This is a genomic window from Mesonia maritima, from assembly GCF_042433895.1.
GTDB lineage: Bacteria > Bacteroidota > Bacteroidia > Flavobacteriales > Flavobacteriaceae > Mesonia > Mesonia maritima.
The window spans coordinates 1-20,262 of record NZ_JBHLUA010000002.1 but is presented as its reverse complement, the minus strand read 5'-3'; the positions used below and the strand labels follow the sequence as shown (position 1 = coordinate 20,262).

The following is a 20,262-nucleotide window of genomic DNA, read 5'->3' as shown; positions in this document are numbered from 1 at the left end:
GTTTACTTAAATCTTGGCAGGTTCTGTAAATCTATTTGACCAATAAAATAAGACCAATTTGTTTTTTCTATTCGTTTTAAAACCTCTTTTCGCATTTTATTAGTTTGGGCGTATTCCACAAATATTATTGGAATATGGTAATTTGCATGAATTTTTTCCAGCTGATTTAATTGCTCTTTAAATTCATTTTTATTCCGAAGTTTATACGCTTTTTTTTCGAAATCATAATTGGTAGCTACAGATTCTATAGCAATTGCATCGATGCAAGAACGCGTATCTTTTGCGATTAATAATCCTGCATTTTGCATAAGAAAGATATTTGGAAATTTTTCTTTTACCTTTTCTAAAAAATTGATTAAATAAATTTTATTTTCAGGCGTAGGACCGTATTTTGTATAATTATCAATGTTATCGAGAAACATTCCGTCGAGACCTTTATGCGCTATATTCGTCTGAAAAATATCTAATAAGGCTTCTTGTGTAGTTTCATCTCTCATATTTAAAATATGACTATTCCATAATTTATTTTCGCCTAAGGTTTTATCTTTAAGCTTTTCATAATGATTTGCAGCTTCGTTTACTTCACCTAAACTAATGTAACCCAAAACGTATTTATTATTATTTTTTAAGGTTTCAATATCACTTTCAGAAAAATGTACGCTTTCTAAAATTACGTATTCATAACCTTTTACCGATTCCGGATAAAAATCTCCATAACAAAAAAGGACATCTTGTTTAGTAGATTGACTGAATAGATTCAAACTAAAAAAACACATACAGAAAACTGAAAATTTAATAAGCTGCATAATAAAAATAGTCTAATCGTTTAAAAAAACGAATGGTTAAACGTGTGGTAAATACCATAAAAAATAATGAACCTACTAACATTCCTATCGCGCTGTATTCATAAGAAATAATTCTACTGCAAAGAATACCAACACCTATATTTACAAAACAAGCGAGAATTATTGCTGTTAGTGATTTTTTATGCTGATTTAACGTATAAAGATATAAAACATTCAACATTCCTAAGGTGAGGAATAAATAACCAAAACCGCCAATAAGACAAACTTTTATGCTTAACTCTGAAAGCGATTCATCGAAACCGGCTTGGTAACCCCAAGGTTTTGTAATCACTGCGTAAAGTAAAATTCCGATTAAAATGGCACTTCCTGCAAAAAGGCGCAAATGTTTGTAATACATTTTTAGCATTTTTGTATTGAATTCCTCTAAGTCATAATACGCAATCTTTCGTTGATAATAGTCCATATACCGGCAAAAAGAAGCGATACTATACTCTAAAACGCCGGCTAATAAAAAGAAAACAAGAATGGCTAAATCCATTCCTATTTCGTAATCTTTTTCGAAGTACACAATGTAAGGTAAATTTCTTTCTAAGGTCGATGACCATGCTAAAATTCTATCGGTAAAAACAAAGAGGAAAATTAAGATTCCGTAAAAAAAATAATCGAAATTCCGATAAATAGACAACATCATTTTAGGCGTTGCATTATTTCTTCCTTTATCTTTTTTAATAGTTTTTTTGAAGAAAAAATATAAATAACTTAAGGCTAAAACGCTTGCGAAAATAATTCCGCCCCAGTGAATAAAATAAACTCTTATTTCAGTTAATAAATTAACTATAAGCGCAGAACTTGTCGCAATAAATATAACTGCTGAAATTACCCAGCGCTGTTTTATTGTATAAAGAGAAGATAAGGAAAGTAATAAAATACCAATAAGAAGTGCGTAAACAAACACAATACCGACAAATAAAAAAGGGTATAAGTGAAGAAATAAATTTACTACTGAAATAAGTAAAAATATTAGAAAAATTATTTTAACCCCGGTTTTAAAAATTCGAATAACCGATTTTCTGGTCATTTGGTAATCTTTATTATACCAATAATAAGAAACCTGTTTCCCCATTACTTGTACAAAACCGCCGGTTGTAACCAAACCAATAATTACGCCTAAAACGACTGCGGTAGATTGTAAGCCATTAAAATCTGAAAAAGTCCACAATGAGAAACCGAAAAGAACAATACACGCAATTTGAATAAAAACAGGAATTGTATGAAAAATTCCTGTACTATATTCTTTTACAAATAACACATTACGCGCTACCATATAATCATTTACAGCTATTTTTGCGTATTCTTTACGTTCTGCAGCAAGTTGTTTTTTATTTTTTAATTCAGGAATTTCTGAATTTCCTATCGTTGAAAAAATATGCTCTGCCAACGTTTCAATTGAAGAAAAACCGTAATCTTCAGAAATATCGATATCGCGTATTCCTAACGATTCTATTGTAGCCATTACCACTTGAACATTTACTGGTTTTCCATTTCGTTCTTTAATGGTTTCAATTAATTCAACTAAGTTTTTTTCCTGTTTATTCATAGTTGATCATTGTTTGGGCGGCTTTTAATTTTTTCCCTATTTCATTCACATTTATATAAGCTTCTTCATAATCGCCTATGAATTTAGCTAAGGTGAAATTTTCTAAAACGCGTTCTCTGGCGTGTTTTCCCATTTTTTTCCGTAGTTCTTCATCTTTTAATAATGTAATTATACATTTTCCAATTTCCTTAGCGTCTTTTGGTTTACAGGTAAAACCAGAGTTTTCATCTAAAGCTTCTTTTACACCGCCAACATCGGTGGCAACAACGGGAATACCGCAACCCATAGATTCTAAAACAGTATATGGAAACCCTTCAGAAATAGAGGTTAAAATAGAAACATCTCCTTCAGGAAAAATTAAATGCGGATTTGGTCGTGGTCCCAATAATTTAAAATTTTCTTCAAGATTTAATTCTTTAATCAGCGCTAAACATTCGGCTGTATATTCCGGTACAGCTTTATCATCGCCATAAATTAAATATTGCACATTCGGAATCTCATCTTTTACCACCGCGCACGATTTTATCATGGTAAGAATATCTTTCAATTCAAAAATTCTAGCGGCAGCTACTACAGTTGGTATATTTTTTAAATGGTCGGGCTTTTCTCTGGGTTTAAATAAGTGATGATCAATTCCGTTATAAATAATTTGTAATTTATCGGGATCTGCACCGTACATTTTTTCCCACTTTTTATTGAATTCATTTACAGAAATAATAGTTTCAGCTTTAAAATAAGTAAGTCTTGCTACCGCTTCAGAAAAACGAATTAATAAATCTTTTAAAAAGAAAGGATATTCAGAATTATTAATTGCCAGCAGACGTTCTCTAATAAATACGCCATGTTCGGTTAGCATAATTGCAGCACCATATTTGTAATGCGCTATTAAAGCGGGAATTAATGGAAAACCACTGAGCGTTAAATGAGCGATATCTACTTTAGGTACCTCTACAATCGCCAGTGGAATTAAAAATCGATATAACCAACGCAACCCAATGGTTAAATCTAAAATGGTAGCGGTTGGATTGTGTTTTTCTTCAGTATAATCTGATACAATTTTTACATACGAATCCCAAACGACTTTTTTTCGCATCGTTTCTTTGTAATCGTAATCTTCAAAATAAAGCCAGAGATTGTAAAAAACCTGATCTAAGGCTTCTATATTCTTTTCATCGTTATAAACAATGTGAAGTAAACGTTCAAAAAGCGGAACAAATTTATTTGTTACTACTGACGAAGTTGTAAATTCTTTTCTACCTACAGTTTTGTAATATTCAGCGCCATAACTTGTATAATCGTAAGGTTCATCGGGAGTCCAAAGCGGCACTTGAAGAACTTTTTTAATATTCTCTCCAAGTTCATAGCGCGATTCCAGTTCAAAAGTAGCATTTATCGAGTAAAGGGTGTAATGAACGTTATTTACGCGGTTACATAAAATATCTGCCCAAGTCGAAACTCCACCACCATTAAACGGATAAGTTCCTTCTGAAATAAGCATTACGTCAATTTTCTCCATAAATTGAAATAGAAATTACTTCTTTTAAATCACTAAATATAAAATACTTTACGAGAAAATAGATTGAATAGTTTTATTTTTTAAATGCTTCTACTGAATACATTTCACGTAAATTTGCAAAAAATTAAAAAGCGATGAGTACATTTTTAGAATTAGGTGTAGATAAAAATCTTGTAAAAGGCCTAAACGAATTAAATATAAAAAAGCCTACCGAAATTCAAGAAGAAGCAATTCCGCTTTTATTAAGTGAAAATACCGATTTCATTGGCTTGGCACAAACCGGAACCGGAAAAACCGCGGCTTACGGATTACCAATTTTGCAGAAAATCGATCACACCAAACTAGAAATTCAAGCGTTAATTTTATCGCCAACACGAGAATTAGTCCTTCAGATAAAAAAGCAACTTTTTAAGTTTACAAAATATTGCGATCATAAAATATTTGCTGAAGGTGTTTACGGTGGCGAAAAAATTGACAAGCAAATAAAAGCTTTAAAAAGACCCACACACATTGTTATTGCAACTCCAGGAAGATTAGTAGATTTAATGGATCGTGGCGATATTAAATTAACGAACGTGAAAACGCTAATTTTAGATGAAGCCGATGAAATGCTTAGCATGGGTTTTAAAGATGATTTAACTAAAATTTTAGCCCAAACGGCAAGACAAAAAAATACCTGGTTATTTTCTGCTACAATGCCGGAAGAAATTCAGCGGATTGTAAAAAAATATATGTCGCCAAAAGCACCACAAGTTGCAACGAATAAAAAATCGATTATCAACGATAATATTATGCATCAATTTGTAAGGGTTACACGAGAAAATAAAGATGCCGCTTTAATTGGTTTACTGGATTCTAGAAAAAATGAACGCGGAATTATTTTTACTCGAACAAAAGCGCACGCGCAACAAGTGACCAAAATGTTGAAAGAAGAAGGTTTTTCTGTTGATGCTTTAGAAGGAAATATGCAGCAAAAAGAACGAGAAAAAGCAATGCGCGCTTTTAAAAAGGAAAATTTACAATTTTTGGTTTCTACCGATGTTTCAGCCAGAGGAATTGATGTACAAGATTTAGGTTTTGTTATTCATTATCAATTACCAGATCAATTAGAATATTATACGCACCGAAGTGGAAGAACAGCACGTGCAGGAAACACTGGTTTTTCAATCGCATTAGTTTTACCACATGAAATGGAATTAATGAAAAGCATTAGTAAAAAATTAAATATTCAGTTTAAAGAGAAAAAATAAGTTGATTTTTTAGTTGAAACTTATCGTTTTAAATTGTTGTAAAATTGATTATCCGTAATTTGTTATAATTGGGGTTTTCATCATTCCAGACTTGATCCGGAATCTCATATTATATTGAAAAAACAAAACCTTCAGGATGAGAACTTGAATCAAGTTCAAGTTGACGACAAAATGGAATTCATTGCTGACATTCAATAATTATTTATTGATGATTTCTAAACTTAATCTGATGGTGTGATAAGGCATTTTCTCTTCAAAAAATTCATAATAAGGTTTTAATCCTTCCGGGGAATTTAATTCAGTTTTTGCCTTTTTTACTTTTTCCACTTCAGCTTTAGAAACATAATTATAGATATTAATTTTTTTGCCTTCAGCATATAATTTAGCGAGATGCGAATAAATAGTTGTTTCACTTAAATCGCGTTCTGCGGCAATTGCTTCAATAGGTTTTTCTTGTTGAAGTAATTCTAGCGTTTTTAAATAAGTTGCTCCTTTTTTCTTTTTCTTGGTTTTCTTTTTCGATTTTAAAAACTCCCTAATTTCAGCTATAAATTCATCGCCATAAACTTCAAGTTTTCGTTGTCCAACACCATTAATTTTTATAAAATCATCATCGCTTAACGGCCGTTCTCGTTCAATTTCTTTTAGCGTAGCATCGTTAAAAACTAAGTAGGCAGGAATATCTTCTTCTTTGGCAATTTTGTAACGTAATTGTCGTAAACGTTCAAATAAGGTATCTTTTTTACGTGTTAACTTTGTTGAAGTTTGCTGTGCTTGTTGTTCTTTAACAGCTTGAGGTTTGGTTAAAAATACCTGTTGATTTTCAAACAAAACCTTTTTAGAAAATTCAGTTAATTGTAAAGCGTTTTTTCTGTGAAAAGCAATTTCACAATATCCCTGATTTATCAATTGCGTTAAATAGTGTTGCCAATCGCGCCAAGAAACATCGCTACCAATTCCGTAGGTTTTCAATTCTGCATAACCGTTTTCTAAAACCGCTTGATTCTGTGCGCCACGTAAAATATCGATAATTATGCCCGCGGGTTCACTTTCTTTAGCGCGCGCAATGCAAGAAAGTATTTTTTGTGCCAAAACGGTTCCTTCAAAAAATTCCGGAGGATTTTTACAAACATCACAATTCCCACAATTTTCAGCTAAAAGTTCCCCAAAATAACCCAGCAAAATTTTTCGCCTGCAATCGGTTGCTTCAGCAAATTGCTTCATACGTTCTAATTTCGCATTTTGCAATTGTTCATTTGCAGCACCTTCTGTAAATCTTCTCAACTGAATTACATCAGCATAGGTATGAAAAAGTAACGCATAGGAGGGAAGTCCGTCACGACCCGCACGACCAATTTCTTGATAATAGGCTTCAATATTTTTAGGCATGTTATAATGAATTACAAAGCGAACATTAGATTTATCGATTCCCATTCCAAACGCGACTGTAGCGCAAACAATTTTGGTTTTATCGAAAATAAAATCTTCCTGAACTTGGCTTCGATCGTCAAAACTTAAACCCGCATGATAAGCGGTTGCTTCAATTCCTTTTTTCTGAAGTTTTTCAGCTAAATTTTCAGTTCCTTTCCGGCTTAAACAATAAATAATACCCGATTCATCTGGACGTTTTTCAATAAATCGAATAATTTGTGCTACGCGATCTGTTGCCGGACGAACATCTAATTCAATATTTTTTCGATCAAAAGAACTGATAAATTCTGAAGCATGTGAAATATTTAACTGCTGTAAAATATCTTTACGCGTCGCTTTATCTGCTGTTGCGGTTAAGGCAATTATAGGTATTTCTGGCAATGATTTTTTTAAAAAACCAAGTTGTTGATAGGAAGGTCTAAAATCGTGACCCCAAGAAGAAATACAATGCGCTTCATCTATAGCAATGCAACTAATGTAAGTTGGTTTTAAAATATCGTTTAAGGCTGAAAGACTTTCTGGAGCTACGTAGAGTAATTTTAATTTTTGCTGACTTACTTTTTCAAAAATTTCTTGTTGTTCGGCTGCTTCTTGACTGCTATTAAAAAAAGCAGCTTCAATTCCATTTGCGCGCAAGCCATCAACTTGATCTTTCATAAGCGCAATTAACGGAGAAATTACAATAGTAACGCCTTCAAAAAGTAAAGCTGGAAGTTGAAAACAAATAGATTTTCCGCCGCCGGTTGGCATAATAACCAACGCATCTTCTTTGTTTAAAACGGTAGTAATTATTTTTTCTTGTTGTGGCCGAAATTTCTCATATCCAAAATATTTTTTTAATGTAGGATAAAGTTGTTCTTGTAGTTCGTTAACAGCCATAGAATCTCTTTTTGAAGAATTCAAAAGTAAGGAAAAGGAGGGAAGCTCACTAAAAAAAGCGACCTAAATAGATCGCTTTTGGTTTCACTTTAAAAATTATTAGCTTAATTTTTAGTGCTATGATCTTCTTCTAAATCATTGTGAGTTCCACCTTGACTGTAGATATCGTTTTCTTCATCTTTTAAGCCACGCTCTCCTTTATTTTTCTTGGCTTTCTCACTTCCGGTAACATCCATATCTTTACCTTCAAAGTCCGGTTTACGTTTGCGGTCTCTTAAAAAATCGTCATCACCACCGTCGGTATGAACATTTTCGTTTTCTAGCCGCTCACGTTCTTGGGGCGTAATTTCTGAATTATACTTTTCGTCTTTCTTTTTAGTATTCATAATTTTTATTTTTAAGATAACAACTTCTACTGAAAATGACTGATGTTTTAACGTGATTTAACAACAGAATGCAAAAATTGAAACCTGTATTTTAGCTATTAATTATCATTTAATCTTTAAAAAAACCTGTAGTTTTGCGCTACAATTTCTGAATAATTTTCATGGCAAAAAATGATCCTTACGCGGCGTTGCGTTACAAAGAGTTCAATATATTTTTATTAGTTCGTTTTGCCATGGTTTTTGCATGGTCTATGCAATTTATCGTCATAGAATGGGAAGTTTACAGTTTAACTAAAAACCCACTTTCTTTAGGAATAATTGGTCTTATGGAAGTGATTCCGGCAGTTTCTTTAGCTTTATTTGCGGGTCATATTGTAGATCAAAAAGAGAAAAAAAGCTTATTGTTAAAATGTTTGTTGGGGTTTTCTGTCATTAGTATTGGATTATTTTTATTGACTTGGCCCAGAATTGTAGCCGATTTTAATCAGCAAAAAATATTGTACGCCATTTATTTTCTGGTTTTTCTTGGCGGAATTGTTCGCGCTTTTATGGGCCCGACGATTTTCTCCTTATTTTCTTTAATTGTACCGAAAAAAGTTTATCCAAATGCCGCGACTTGGAGTAGTTCAGTTTGGCAAATGGGAGCTGTTTTAGGACCGGCTTTGGCTGGTTTTTCCATTCATTGGATCGGCGTTCATTGGTCGATGTGTTTAATTTTCTTCTTTTCTTTAATGGCTTTAATGGGGTTAAGTCAAATAAAAACGAAGCCTATTTTAAATCCGAAAATTGGTGAAAATGTCTTTAAAAGTTTACGGGAAGGTGTTCGGTTTGTATTCACTAAAAAAGTAATTTTAGGCGCGTTAACACTAGATATGATTGCCGTTTTATTTGGTGGCGCAGTAGCTTTATTACCGGTTTTCGCACAAGATATTTTAAAAGTCGGGCCCGAAGGTTTTGGAATTTTACGAGCCGCTCCGGCAGTTGGCGCGTTAATTACGATGTTTACCTCGGCTTATTTTCCGTTGAATAAAAATGCGGGCTTAAAATTATTAGGTGCTGTTTTCTTATTTGGAGTCTGCATCATTATTTTCGGACTCTCTTCTTGGTTTTGGATTTCAGTAGTAGCTTTATTTTTTAGTGGTGTAACCGATGGAATTTCAATGATTATTCGGCAAACTATTCTTCAATTAAAAACGCCCGATGAAATGCGCGGTCGAGTAGCTTCAGTAAACTCGATGTTTGTAGGTTCTTCTAACGAATTGGGGGCTTTTGAAAGCGGATTAACTGCAAAATTAATGGGCACGGTAACCGCAGTAATTTTTGGTGGAAGTATGACCGTAGCGACCGTAATTGCAACAGGAACTTTCTTTCCAAAATTGCGTAAATTAGACCTTCAAAAAGATTTGGAAGAACATGAAAAAGCTACTGCTTAATAATGCATAATTCTCAACAAAAAATTTTGACGCACGTCCAAAAAGATATTCAACTTTCAGATGAAGAAGCAGCTGAGTTTTTAAGTATTTTAAGCGAAGTGAAATTGCGGAAAAAACAACAACTTATTCAACTTAATGAAGAAGTTTCTTCAGAATATTTTGTAGTAGAAGGTTGTTTGCAAGCGTATTATGTAGATGAAAATGGCGACAACCATATTATTCAATTTGCTATAGAAGATTGGTGGATTAGTGATTTTGAAGCCTTTTTCAGTAATAAACCTGCAAAATTATTTGTTGAAGCCATTGAAGATTCAGTTTAATTAGCATTAAATAAATCTTCTTTAGAAACCCTCTATAAACGTATTCCAAAATTTGAACGCTTTTTTAGAATAAAAACTACCAACGCATTTGTAAGTTTACGTAAACGAATTTTATCATCGCTTCAGAAAAATAGTAAAGAACGCTATCTTGAGTTTTGCGAAGATTATCCTATGATGGAAAAGCGAATTCCGAATTACCAAATCGCAAATTATTTAGGTATTAAAGCTGAAACTTTAAGTAGAATTCGAAAGGAATTGACCTAGATTAACATTTTTTAACGCGTTTACCTAACTTACATCAAGCTTTTTGTTGAGAAAGTATTTTACTTTTGAATTCCACAAAAAATAAACCCAATGGCAAATAAAAATCAACCTCTTTTACAGGAATATAATTTAAACGGATTAAAACTTCCTAATCGAGTGGTAATGGCGCCTATGACGAGAAGTAGAGCCGATAATCCTTATAACGTACCCACTGAAGAATTACAAGGCGAATATTACAAACAACGCGCTTCAGCTGGATTAATAATTTCAGAAGGATCGCAAGTTTCGAAAGAAGCGGTAGGTTACGTAAATACCCCCGGAATTTATTCAGAAAAGCAAACCGAAGGCTGGAAAAAAGTCACCAAAATGGTACACGAAGCCAATGGTAGAATATTTATTCAACTTTGGCACGTAGGCAGAATGTCGCATCCCGATTTTCATAATGGAGAAAAACCCTTGGCACCTTCAGCCATAAATCCGAATGCGAAATCTTTTACACCGGAAGGTTTTAAAGATACCGTAACGCCAAAAGAAATGACTGTTGAAGATATTAAACGAACTGTTCAGGATTTTGCAAATGCAGCTAAAAATGCGATGGAAGCCGGTTTCGATGGCGTTGAAATTCATTCTTCAAATGGATATTTATTTCATCAGTTTTTTAACGGAACTTCTAATCACCGAAAAGATGAATACGGCGGAAGCATTGAAAATAGAGCACGGTTTTTATTTGAAGTGCTAGATGCGGTTAAAGAAGTGATGCCGGAGCAAAAAATTGGTTTGCGCTTAAATCCTTCGCTTGATGGAATTTTCGGGATGAAAATGGACGAAGAAACCATTCCTACATTTGATTATATCGTGAATAAATTAAACGATTACGATTTAGCGTATTTACATTTATCTGAACCTTTTAACGATGTTTCTGATGTTCCTTACGCGGTAAAAGAAATTGCAAAACATTATCGCCCGATTTATAAAGGAACTCTAATGATTAACACTGCTTTTGATCAGGAAAAAGGAAATAAAGTAATCGAAAATGGGGATGCAGATTTGGTAGCTTATGGAAAACCTTACATTTCAAATCCAGATTTAGTAGAACGTTTTGAAAAAAATATTCCGCTAACCGATTGGGATGAAGATACTTTTTACGTTCCCGGTAAAAAAGGCTATTTAGATTATGAAGCTAAAGCTCGAAAACAAGAAGCATAATAGTATATTTTTATTTCATAAAAGCCTGTTTCTCTTTAAAACAGGCTTTTTTTAATTTAAATGAATTTAGTTCGAAAATATTACCACTCTTATTTAAAATAAAGCTGTAGTATTTTTATTATCGTAAACCTATGCTTATCTTTACCAAAATTTTGAAATAGGCTTATCGCTTTACGCTCTCTGGATTACTTTTTAGAAAATTCCTTTTTAATTATACTTTCCCTTGAATCTGTTCCGCGATTTAGAATCCTTCTCAATTTTATAACGGAATAGTAATTTAAAAATATTGAATGGCAAGATCTGGACAAACTCAAAACAAACGCGAAAAAGAAAAGAAAAAGCTTAAAAAGCGTAAGGAAAAAGAATTAAAAAAGCAGGAACGTAAAGAAAACTCTAACAAAGGAGCTTCTTTTGAAGATATGCTGGTTTATGTAGATGAAAATGGAAACCTTACAGACACGCCGCCAGATCCCGATAAGAAAGTAGAAGTTGAAGCAGATGAAATCGAGATAGCGGTTCCTAAAAAAGAAGATCGCCCTTCTGAAGATCCAATTAGAATAGGAAAAGTTTCTTATTTTGATCATTCAAAAGGTTACGGTTTTATTTTCGATAAAGAAAATGGTGAAAAATATTTCGTTCATGTTAGCGGACTTATAGATGAAATAGAAGAAAACGACAAAGTAACTTTTGAGCTTGAAAGAGGACTAAAAGGAATGAATGCCGTAAATGTAAAAAAGAGCTAAAGCTCAAATTGCATTTTCAAATAAACATTCAGCCTTATCTTTTAGATAAGGCTTTTTTATTGTAATCAATAAGTTTTTTTCAAATTAAGATGTAAATTTCGAGTAGCTAACTTATAAACACTCGTGAAATCAAATCTTAATATATTTTTTTTGGTATTAGCGTTAGTTGCCGAAATTGTTGGTACAATTGGTGGCTTCGGCTCTTCGGTATTTTTTGTACCTATCGCCAATATTTATTTAGATTTTTATTCAGTATTAGGCTTAACCGCTTTATTTCATCTTTCCAGTAATTTGAGTAAAATATTTCTTTTTAAAAAAGGAATTGATAAATTCTTATTGCTCTATATCGGCTTACCGGCAGTAGTTTTTGTAATATTAGGAGGTTACCTTTCCAATTTATTTAAGGGAAAATATTTAGAAATTTTATTAGGTATTTTCTTAATCCTATTAAGTTTTCTCTTTTTAATAAAAAAGAAACTCGTTATTAAAGCTGGAAAAAAAGAAACTTTAATCGGTGGAAGTCTTTCTGGTTTTACCGCAGGTTTATTAGGAACCGGCGGTGCTATTAGAGGATTAACAATGGCTGCTTTTAACCTGGAAAAAAGTGTATTTATTGCCACTTCTGCATTTATCGATTTTATGGTAGATTTTTCACGCACTTTTGTGTATTACCAAAATGGTTATATACATAATCACGATCTAAAATATGTCCCTTTTCTATTTGCAATCGGCCTTGTAGGGACAATTATTGGGAAGCGGATTTTAAAATATATTCCTCAAAATAAATTTAAACAAATTTCACTCCTTCTAATTTTAATAATTGGTATCGTGACACTCTTAAATAGCTTTTTAAGCTAATAAAATTCAGCCCAATCGAAGAATCATAAAGTTCTTCTAAATATTTTAGCACTTCGTTTTAATTCCCGTAATTTCCATTAAATAATTTATTTTAGAGAGAGGTTTGAGCTATGAAAACGAGCATTCACAAATATGCTTCAGCATTAGAAATAAAAAGTAATATTTTAGATAATATTGGTAAAACGCCTTTAATAAGTCTTGGCAGGCTTTTTAAAGATTTACCTTTTTCTGTCTTCGGGAAATTAGAAAGTGAAAATCCCGGCGGAAGCATTAAAGACAGAACTGCATTAAATATGCTAACAAAAGCGTTAGATACCGGTTTAGTAAAACCGGGCGACACTATAATTGAATCAAGTTCTGGAAATATGGCGATTGGTTTAGCCCAAATTTGTAAGTTTTATAACCTTCATTTAATTACGGTGGTTGATCCTCACATTAATTCTCATACAGAAAAATTATTGCATGTTTACGGCGCCAAGTTAATAAAAGTTACTACCACAAAAGACAATGAAAGTTTTTTAGAAAGTCGTTTGCGAAAAGTAGAAGAACTCTTAGAAGAAATCCCAAATAGTTATTGGCCAAACCAATATGAAAACCAGGCTAATCCCCAAACGCATTTCCAAACCATGGGAGAAATTGCCGAAGTTTTAAACGAAAAAGTAGATTATCTCTTTGTCGCCACAAGTACCTGCGGAACCTTAATGGGTTGCGCTGAATATATAAAAGCCCATAATTTACCCACAAAATTAATAGCAGTTGATGCCGTAGGAAGCGTAATTTTTGGCGATGAAAAAAGAGAACGGCTTATTCCCGGTCACGGTTCAGGAAGAAAATCTAATTTTTTGAAAAAGGAATTCATTTACGATGTAATTCATATAAACGATGAAAACTGTATTCGCGGTTGCTGGCAATTGCTACAAAACGAAAGTATTTTATGCGGTGGTTCCTCTGGAGCGGTAATTTCAGCTATAGAATTTTATCAAGATAAAATTGAAAAAAAAGCAAATTGCGTGGCTATTTTGTGCGATCGCGGCGATCGATATCTCGATACGGTTTACAACAAAAAATGGATTGCTGAAAATTTCTCTAACCTTGATGTAAAATCTCTTTAAATTACAAAAAGTGAAGACTTTTTCTGTTGCAATAATTGGTTTTGGACCCAAAGGATTATACGCGTTAGAACGTTTATTGGCTTTTATAAAGGCTGAAAAAACACATCAAATTTCAATTTATGTGTTTAATAAAACTTCTTTTTTTGGTTCCGGTGATATTTACCGAAGCGATCAACCGCATTATTTGTTGATGAATTACGCCAATGAAAATATAAATAGCTGGTATAAAAACGAACCTGAACCTATTGTAAAAAATGCTGAAAGTTATGTGGAATGGAAAGCGAGAAAGGAAAAAATTCAACAAGAAGAACTGTTGGAAAAATTTTCTGCACGCGCCGAAGTTGGTGAATATTTAGAATGGAGTTTTCAGCAACTCTTGGAAAATTTACCTAAAAATTGTTCCATTCATCAAGAAGTTATTGAAATTGGAGATTTGCAAAAAGAGAATGAAAAAATTCAACTTTTTTCAACTTCAACTGAAAAATATCATGTAAAATTTGATCAAGTGATGATTACTACCGGTCACCAACGTCATAAAATAGAAAAAAATCATTCTCAAGTAATTCCATTTATTTATCCGGTTGAAAAAAAATTAGAGGAAATTCTGCCAAACAAAACCATCGCTATAAAAGGTTTGGGATTAACTTTTATTGATGCTGTTTTAGCCTTAACCGAAGGAAAAGGAGGGAAGTTCACTAAAATTAAAAATGGATTTTCTTATCAATTTTCAGGAAGCGAGCCTAAAAAAATAATTCCATTTTCAAGAACCGGTTTACCGATGTTTCCGAAGTTGAATTTAAAAGATGAAAATTTACCTTCGTATCTTTCTCAAGCAACATCTAAATTCTCACGACCTTACGATTTTGAAAAGGAACTTTTTCCGTTAATTCTTCAAGATATTTTGTTTGCTTATTACAAAAGCTTTTTTCAGCAAAAAAATGAAAAATTAAGTTATGCTGAAGATTTTAAAAAAGTTGAGCAACAGATAGAAAAATTTCATCAAAAATATCCTAAAATAGAAAAATTTTCTTGGAAAAAACTGACTAATCCTCACTTTTCAACAGAAAATCTTCACGATGCGACTGCAAAATATTTATCGTTTTTAATTTCAGAAAAAGAAAAACCGCGTGAAAGTCCGTATTTAATGGCGGCAAGCGCTTGGAAAAAAATTAGTGCTGAATTTAACGAATTGTATAGTTTTAACGGATTAACACCAAAATCGCAAGAACTTTTCGACAAAACCTACTTCGGCTTATTTAACCGAATCGCTTTTGGACCACCGGTAAAAAATCTTCAAAAAATTCAAGCTTTAGTAGAATGCGGAATTATAGATTTCAGTTTTGTTAAAAATCCGATAGTTGATTTAAATTCAGAAAAAGTTCAATTGAAAAAATCTCATGAAATTGTAGATTGTGATTATTTAATTGATGCGCGCATTCCTAAAAACGATATGGAGAAGGAGCAAAGCGGCTTATTTAAAAATATTATTCAGCACAAATTCGGAAGACTAAATAAAAATAAAAGTGATGATTTTACTTACATTCCCGGCAATTTAGCGATTAGCAAAAAAGGAGATTTACTAGAGCCTTCTGGAAAACCTGATGCTCAAATTTCGTTGTATGGAACGCCCACCGAAGGTTCTGTTTACGATAATGATACGCTTTCCCGAGAACGAAATAATTTTGCAGATTGCTGGGCGCAAAAAGCAATACAAGCTATAAAAAACAAAACACATGCATAATTTACCCAAATTAACGCCAATAACATCAAAATGGATGCATGAAATTTTAGCTAAGAAAGGAAGGCTAGAAAATTTATTTAACGAGTTTGGATCTCCTCTAAACTTGCATTTTTTACCTGAATTTGATAGAAATATTTCAGCGTTTAAAAAGACGTTAGATAACTTCGGAATTAAAAATCAGCTATTTTACGCGCGAAAAGCCAATAAAAGTAAAAGTCTTGTCGATCGTGCTCATAAAAATGGAATTGGCGTCGACACCGCGAGTTTTCGCGAATTACAGCAATGTTTAGGATTAGGTTTGCCACCAAAAAATTTAGTGCTTACGGCGGCCATAAAAAATGAAAAATTACTTCGATTTGCTGCTAAAAATAACGTGCTCATTATTTTAGATAATGAAGATGAATGTAAATTGCTTCAACAAATTGCTGAAAAACTGAAAATATCCGTAAATGTTGGATTTCGAATTAGCGGATTTATATATAAAAATGAAAAATTATACAGCCGTTTTGGGTTTGATATTTCAGAAATTGAAACTTTTTTGAATCAACATCTTGGAAAAGAAAAAACGTTTAAAAATTTACACTTCACAGGATTTCATTTTCATCTTGATGGGTATTCTACCGAGCAACGTGGCGAGGCGTTGCTGCAAACTTTAGCGATTTCAGAACGAATTCAGGAAAACGGATTTACCACAGAATTTATAGATATTGGTGGCGGAATTTTAATGAATTATTTACAATCAGAAAGCGAATGGAATAATTTTCAGGAAGAATTAAAAAAAGCGGTAAAAAATGAACGCGAAGAAATCACTTTTAACAATAACGGATTAGGTTTTGAAATTGTTGAAAAAAAACTTCAAGGTAAATTAGCTACTTATCCTTATTTCAACACATTAAATAAAGAAAATTTCTTAGAAAAAATTCTTCAACATACAAATGAAAATGATTCAACGGTAGCTGAAATTTTAAAAGAAAAAAATATAGAATTGCGTTTAGAACCCGGAAGATCGTTGCTCGATCAAGTTGGATTAACGCTGGCTAAAGTCGCTTTCAGAAAAAAAGATTCCAAAGGACGAAATTTAATAGGCTTAGAAATGAATATGAGTCAGTTACAAAGTTCAAGCGCAGACTTTTTACTCGATCCAATTGTTGTAAATTTTGAAGAAAAACCGGAAGATAAAACCGAAGTTTATTTTGTAAGCGGCTATTGTTTAGAACGCGATGTGGTGCTAAAACGTAAAATAGAAGTCAACCAATTACCCGAAATTGGCGATGTAGTCGCTTTTATAAACACCGCGGGTTATATGATGCATTTTTTTGAAACGCAAGCGCATTTATTTGAACTTTCAACTAATCTAGCAATTGATAGAAATTCAGAAAATAATTTTAAAATTAAAGCTGATGAAGAATTTTAAATGCTTCAACCAGCTTAATCGATCGTTAAACTTAATGTAAAGTCTTATTTTTTTATCGTTAAACTTTCAATATCTCGTACTTTAAAAGAAAAAACCATGAGTGAAATAAAAGCATACGGTGCAAAAGAATCTAAAGCCGATTTAAAACAAATGACTATTGAACGTCGTGAAGTAAAAGACAACGATGTAAAAATTAAAATTACCTACTGCGGAGTTTGCCACAGCGATATTCACCAAGTTAGAAACGATTGGGGAAATTCAAAATATCCTGTTGTTCCTGGTCACGAAATTATTGGTAGAGTAGTAGAAGTAGGAAAAAATGTAACCAATTTCAAAAAAGATCAATTAGTTGGCGTGGGTTGTATGGTAGATTCTTGCCAAGAATGCAGCGCTTGTAAAGATGATCTTGAACAATTTTGCGAAAACGGAATGGTCGCAACCTATAACGGAAAAGATGAACATCTTGGCGGTCACACTTTTGGCGGTTATTCTGAAACCATTGTAGTAAAAAAAGATTTTGTTTTAACTATTCCTGAAAATTTAGACGAAAAAGCTGTCGCTCCTTTACTATGCGCGGGAATTACAACTTATTCACCGATTAGACATTGGAATGTAAAAAAAGGAGATAAAGTAGGGGTTATCGGTTTAGGCGGTTTGGGCCATATGGGAATTAAATTTGCCGACGCTTTAGGATCTCACGTAGTAATGATTACGACATCTCCTGAAAAAGCCGAAGACGCTAAACGTTTAGGAGCCGATGAAGTATTAATTTCAAAAGATGAAGAAGCGATGAAAAAACACGCCAATTCTTTTGATTTTCTATTGAATACCGTTCCGGTAAAACACGACATTAATCCGTATTTAACGTTGTTAAAGCGAGATTCTACAATGGTACTTGTAGGCGCAATTGAACCTTTAGAGCCAATGCACGGCGGAAATTTAATTATGGGAAGAAAACGTGTCGCCGGTTCATTAATTGGTGGGATTAAAGAAACACAAGAAATGTTAGATTTCTGCGGAAAACATAACGTAGTAAGCGATGTTGAAATGATTGATATTCAACATATAAACGAAGCTTATGATCGCGTAACGAATTCTGATGTAAAATATCGTTTTGTGATTGATATGGAATCGCTTAGAAAATAAATGAATCTTAATTATAAAATAAAAAAGCTGTCGAAAATTTTGACAGCTTTTTTTATATCTAAATTTATAGAACAATTGTAAATACTTATTTTTGTTATAAAACTATTCCTGCTATGAAAATTCATCATCTATTAGAAAATAATTCTGTTGCCAATACTTTTATTGCTGAATTACGTTCTGCTGACATACAACAAGATCGTATGCGTTTCAGAAAAAATATTGAGCGAATCGGAGAAATTTTGGGATATGAATTAAGTAAAAAACTGAATTACGAAGCTGAAGAAATTAAAACACCGTTAGGTAAAATTTCTCAACCCTTACCTTCAGATGAATTAGTTATTTGTTCCATTTTACGAGCAGGTTTACCATTACATAACGGACTTTTAAATTATTTTGATAAAGCTGATAATTCCTTTATTTCAGCTTATAGACACCATATTAATGAGAGAGATTTTGAAATTATGGTGGAATATTTAGCATCACCATCATTAGAAGGAAAAACCTTGATTTTAGCCGACCCAATGTTAGCCACAGGAAGATCTTTTGTAAATGTGTTAGAAGCGCTTAAAAAATTAGGAACGCCAAAGAAAATTCACATCGTTGCGGTAATAGGAGCGAAGGAAGGTATAAAATTTATAGAAGAACACTTTCCAGAAAATACAAGCTTATGGATTGCCACAATTGACGAAAAATTAAATGATAAAGGATATATTATACCGGGTTTAGGTGATGCAGGAGATTTGTGTTTTGGAACAAAAATTCAACATTAAATTTCAACTAAAAGAATAGTTTTAATTATAGTTTTATTTTAAAACCTTTTACTAAATTTGCCCACAAACATATAACGTTTTTATACAAATAATTTAGCATGAAAATTGTAGTTAGGAATATTTTGGCAGTATTAATTGGTTTAATTATTGGCAGTTTGGTAAATATTGGAATTATTTCCGTAAGTCATTACATTATTCCTCCACCAAACGACGCTGACGTTACTACATTTGAAGGTTTAGCAGAAACCATCCATTTATTTAGTCCAAAACATTTTATATTTCCGTTTTTAGCACACGCTTTAGGAACCTTAATAGGATCAATTTTAACTGCAGGAATTGCTAAATCTTACAAAATAAAACTTGCGCTTATCATCGGCTTCTTTTTTCTAATTGGCGGAATAGCGAACGCGTTTATGTTACCGGCACCAAGTTGGTTTATTGTTACTGATTTACTTTTGGCGTATATCCCGATGAGTTTTATTGGGGCAAAGGTAATGACTAAAAAACCTTCAATACCTTTTTTTTCTGAAGAAGGTAAGGATTGTATTTCTTAGCTTTTTAAAGATATACTGAAGATCTCAGGGAAAGAAAGAGAAAGTTTTTTAGCTTTCCAAAATTATTTATTAGTCACAAAAAGATCTTGCTCTTTTAATTCTTTGATTAATTCTTTAGAAAAAAGACGTAAACCTTCCTTTACTAAATAATCAGAATCAAAAGCTTGCTTAATATCAACATTTAATTTCCATATTAAGTCTTCTTCTTGATTCTGTTCGCAAATACAGTATAAATTAGAAGCCACTCGATGTACATAGTAATCTTTAAAACCTTCATCTTCAGAATATAAATCTTTATTCTTCATGATATCTTCTTTAAAACTACCAAAAAATTCATTGTAATACCTCACTATTGCATTTTTAGCATCTTTTCCTTCTTGTCCAACAATCTTAGTAATTAACACAGAATCAAAATTTTCTTGTTTTAATTGTTGAATATACGGAAGCCAGTCATCCATTGTTTTTGGTAAAGTTTCCATTTCTTTACCAAAAAAAGCTAAACTACCATTTGCCGAAATCCCATTTTCTTGTAAAGTTTTGGTAAGTTTATTTTCGACTTGTTCTCTTAAATCTGTTTTCTGGCTCATAGCTAAAACCAGTACCTTATGAAATTTCATTTGTTTAGAATCTGGTTTTCTCCAGTCACTAACTACTTTAGTCGTTGAACATGAAAATGTTATAAGTAATAATAAAGTTATGCTACTTATAAAAGAAAGTTTATGATGAGCTCGCATTGAAGGCTTCCCTGTTTTTCATACAGTTTAAAAATCAACTATTTTTAAGTTATGAAGAAAAGCAGATTTACAGAAGCACAAATAATTGCAATGCTTCAACAG

At 32.5% G+C, this 20,262-nt stretch carries 18 protein-coding genes; 12 read left to right on the top strand and 6 right to left on the bottom strand.

Annotated features, from left to right (window positions below):
- Window positions 1–2 precede the first annotated feature (2 nt).
- Genes ACFFGL_RS00175 through pelF form a run of 3 tightly spaced genes read right to left on the bottom strand, consistent with a single transcriptional unit; the run spans window position 3 to window position 3,919 of the window.
- Complete coding sequence (locus tag ACFFGL_RS00175; RefSeq protein WP_309729154.1) at window positions 3–776, bottom strand: endo alpha-1,4 polygalactosaminidase; 774 nt, start codon at window positions 774–776, stop codon at window positions 3–5.
- A 16-nt stretch (window positions 777–792) separates the two neighbouring features.
- On the bottom strand, window positions 793–2,403 hold the full coding sequence (gene pelG, locus ACFFGL_RS00170) for an exopolysaccharide Pel transporter PelG (protein WP_309729152.1): 1,611 nt from the start codon (window positions 2,401–2,403) through the stop codon (window positions 793–795).
- Complete coding sequence (gene pelF / locus ACFFGL_RS00165; protein ID WP_309729150.1) at window positions 2,396–3,919, bottom strand: GT4 family glycosyltransferase PelF; 1,524 nt, start codon at window positions 3,917–3,919, stop codon at window positions 2,396–2,398. The genes pelG and pelF overlap by 8 nt, the downstream gene beginning before the upstream one ends.
- A 134-nt stretch (window positions 3,920–4,053) precedes the next feature.
- On the opposite strand from pelF, the gene ACFFGL_RS00160 reads away from it, so the two are divergent.
- Complete coding sequence (locus ACFFGL_RS00160) at window positions 4,054–5,169, top strand: DEAD/DEAH box helicase (protein ID WP_309729148.1); 1,116 nt, start codon at window positions 4,054–4,056, stop codon at window positions 5,167–5,169.
- Between the two features lie 198 nt (window positions 5,170–5,367).
- On the opposite strand, the gene recQ is transcribed toward ACFFGL_RS00160, so the two are convergent.
- Window positions 5,368–7,479, bottom strand: a complete 2,112-nt coding sequence (gene recQ, locus ACFFGL_RS00155; RefSeq protein WP_309729146.1) for a DNA helicase RecQ — start codon at window positions 7,477–7,479, stop codon at window positions 5,368–5,370.
- Between the two features lie 104 nt (window positions 7,480–7,583).
- Window positions 7,584–7,865 carry a hypothetical protein gene (locus tag ACFFGL_RS00150; RefSeq protein WP_309729144.1) on the bottom strand — a complete coding sequence of 94 codons (282 nt, stop codon included), beginning with the start codon at window positions 7,863–7,865 and terminating at the stop codon, window positions 7,584–7,586.
- Between the two features lie 161 nt (window positions 7,866–8,026).
- Here ACFFGL_RS00150 and ACFFGL_RS00145 point away from each other — a divergent pair, with 161 nt between their 5' ends.
- The 11 genes from ACFFGL_RS00145 to ACFFGL_RS00095 all read left to right on the top strand — a co-directional run bounded on the left by ACFFGL_RS00145 (window position 8,027) and on the right by ACFFGL_RS00095 (window position 19,426).
- On the top strand, window positions 8,027–9,298 hold the full coding sequence (locus ACFFGL_RS00145) for an MFS transporter (protein ID WP_309729143.1): 1,272 nt from the start codon (window positions 8,027–8,029) through the stop codon (window positions 9,296–9,298).
- A 2-nt stretch (window positions 9,299–9,300) separates the two neighbouring features.
- Window positions 9,301–9,618, top strand: a complete 318-nt coding sequence (locus ACFFGL_RS00140) for a Crp/Fnr family transcriptional regulator (RefSeq protein ID WP_309729141.1) — start codon at window positions 9,301–9,303, stop codon at window positions 9,616–9,618.
- Window positions 9,619–9,972: 354 nt separating this feature from the next.
- On the top strand, window positions 9,973–11,088 hold the full coding sequence (locus tag ACFFGL_RS00135) for an alkene reductase (RefSeq protein WP_309729139.1): 1,116 nt from the start codon (window positions 9,973–9,975) through the stop codon (window positions 11,086–11,088).
- A gap of 290 nt (window positions 11,089–11,378) precedes the next feature.
- Complete coding sequence (locus tag ACFFGL_RS00130; protein WP_309729137.1) at window positions 11,379–11,831, top strand: cold-shock protein; 453 nt, start codon at window positions 11,379–11,381, stop codon at window positions 11,829–11,831.
- 150 nt (window positions 11,832–11,981) lie between these two features.
- Window positions 11,982–12,689: a sulfite exporter TauE/SafE family protein gene (locus tag ACFFGL_RS00125; RefSeq protein WP_309729135.1), complete on the top strand. Its 708-nt coding sequence runs from the start codon at window positions 11,982–11,984 to the stop codon at window positions 12,687–12,689.
- A gap of 110 nt (window positions 12,690–12,799) precedes the next feature.
- On the top strand, window positions 12,800–13,801 hold the full coding sequence (sbnA, locus tag ACFFGL_RS00120; RefSeq protein WP_309729133.1) for a 2,3-diaminopropionate biosynthesis protein SbnA: 1,002 nt from the start codon (window positions 12,800–12,802) through the stop codon (window positions 13,799–13,801).
- A 10-nt stretch (window positions 13,802–13,811) separates the two neighbouring features.
- On the top strand, window positions 13,812–15,542 hold the full coding sequence (locus ACFFGL_RS00115; RefSeq protein ID WP_309729130.1) for an FAD/NAD(P)-binding protein: 1,731 nt from the start codon (window positions 13,812–13,814) through the stop codon (window positions 15,540–15,542).
- Window positions 15,535–16,956 (top strand): type III PLP-dependent enzyme domain-containing protein, encoded by a 1,422-nt coding sequence (locus ACFFGL_RS00110; protein WP_309729128.1) that lies wholly within the window; start codon window positions 15,535–15,537, stop codon window positions 16,954–16,956. The genes ACFFGL_RS00115 and ACFFGL_RS00110 overlap by 8 nt, the downstream gene beginning before the upstream one ends.
- A 96-nt stretch (window positions 16,957–17,052) precedes the next feature.
- Window positions 17,053–18,102, top strand: coding sequence for an NAD(P)-dependent alcohol dehydrogenase (locus tag ACFFGL_RS00105; protein WP_309729125.1), 1,050 nt, complete (start codon window positions 17,053–17,055; stop codon window positions 18,100–18,102).
- Between the two features lie 113 nt (window positions 18,103–18,215).
- Window positions 18,216–18,872 carry a uracil phosphoribosyltransferase gene (gene upp, locus ACFFGL_RS00100; RefSeq protein WP_309729123.1) on the top strand — a complete coding sequence of 219 codons (657 nt, stop codon included), beginning with the start codon at window positions 18,216–18,218 and terminating at the stop codon, window positions 18,870–18,872.
- A gap of 98 nt (window positions 18,873–18,970) precedes the next feature.
- Window positions 18,971–19,426, top strand: coding sequence for a hypothetical protein (locus ACFFGL_RS00095; RefSeq protein WP_309729122.1), 456 nt, complete (start codon window positions 18,971–18,973; stop codon window positions 19,424–19,426).
- 62 nt (window positions 19,427–19,488) lie between these two features.
- On the opposite strand, the gene ACFFGL_RS00090 is transcribed toward ACFFGL_RS00095, so the two are convergent.
- The gene (locus ACFFGL_RS00090; protein WP_309729120.1) at window positions 19,489–20,043 is read right to left on the bottom strand and encodes a hypothetical protein; all 555 of its coding nucleotides are present in this window, start codon (window positions 20,041–20,043) and stop codon (window positions 19,489–19,491) included.
- Window positions 20,044–20,262 lie beyond the last annotated feature (219 nt).

Bases quoted from the DNA above. Each gene is read 5' to 3' on its own strand.
- ACFFGL_RS00175 (WP_309729154.1), bottom strand. From the start codon at position 776: ATGTGTTTTTTTAGTTTGAATCTATTCAGTCAATCTACTAAACAAGAT.
- upp (WP_309729123.1), top strand. From the start codon at position 18,216: ATGAAAATTCATCATCTATTAGAAAATAATTCTGTTGCCAATACTTTT.
- ACFFGL_RS00150 (WP_309729144.1), bottom strand. From the start codon at position 7,865: ATGAATACTAAAAAGAAAGACGAAAAGTATAATTCAGAAATTACGCCC.
- ACFFGL_RS00110 (WP_309729128.1), top strand. From the start codon at position 15,535: ATGCATAATTTACCCAAATTAACGCCAATAACATCAAAATGGATGCAT.
- ACFFGL_RS00160 (WP_309729148.1), top strand. From the start codon at position 4,054: ATGAGTACATTTTTAGAATTAGGTGTAGATAAAAATCTTGTAAAAGGC.
- ACFFGL_RS00140 (WP_309729141.1), top strand. From the start codon at position 9,301: ATGCATAATTCTCAACAAAAAATTTTGACGCACGTCCAAAAAGATATT.
- ACFFGL_RS00095 (WP_309729122.1), top strand. From the start codon at position 18,971: ATGAAAATTGTAGTTAGGAATATTTTGGCAGTATTAATTGGTTTAATT.
- ACFFGL_RS00145 (WP_309729143.1), top strand. From the start codon at position 8,027: ATGGCAAAAAATGATCCTTACGCGGCGTTGCGTTACAAAGAGTTCAAT.
- pelF (WP_309729150.1), bottom strand. From the start codon at position 3,919: ATGGAGAAAATTGACGTAATGCTTATTTCAGAAGGAACTTATCCGTTT.
- pelG (WP_309729152.1), bottom strand. From the start codon at position 2,403: ATGAATAAACAGGAAAAAAACTTAGTTGAATTAATTGAAACCATTAAA.
- ACFFGL_RS00130 (WP_309729137.1), top strand. From the start codon at position 11,379: ATGGCAAGATCTGGACAAACTCAAAACAAACGCGAAAAAGAAAAGAAA.
- ACFFGL_RS00090 (WP_309729120.1), bottom strand. From the start codon at position 20,043: ATGAAATTTCATAAGGTACTGGTTTTAGCTATGAGCCAGAAAACAGAT.
- recQ (WP_309729146.1), bottom strand. From the start codon at position 7,479: ATGGCTGTTAACGAACTACAAGAACAACTTTATCCTACATTAAAAAAA.
- sbnA (WP_309729133.1), top strand. From the start codon at position 12,800: ATGAAAACGAGCATTCACAAATATGCTTCAGCATTAGAAATAAAAAGT.
- ACFFGL_RS00105 (WP_309729125.1), top strand. From the start codon at position 17,053: ATGAGTGAAATAAAAGCATACGGTGCAAAAGAATCTAAAGCCGATTTA.
- ACFFGL_RS00135 (WP_309729139.1), top strand. From the start codon at position 9,973: ATGGCAAATAAAAATCAACCTCTTTTACAGGAATATAATTTAAACGGA.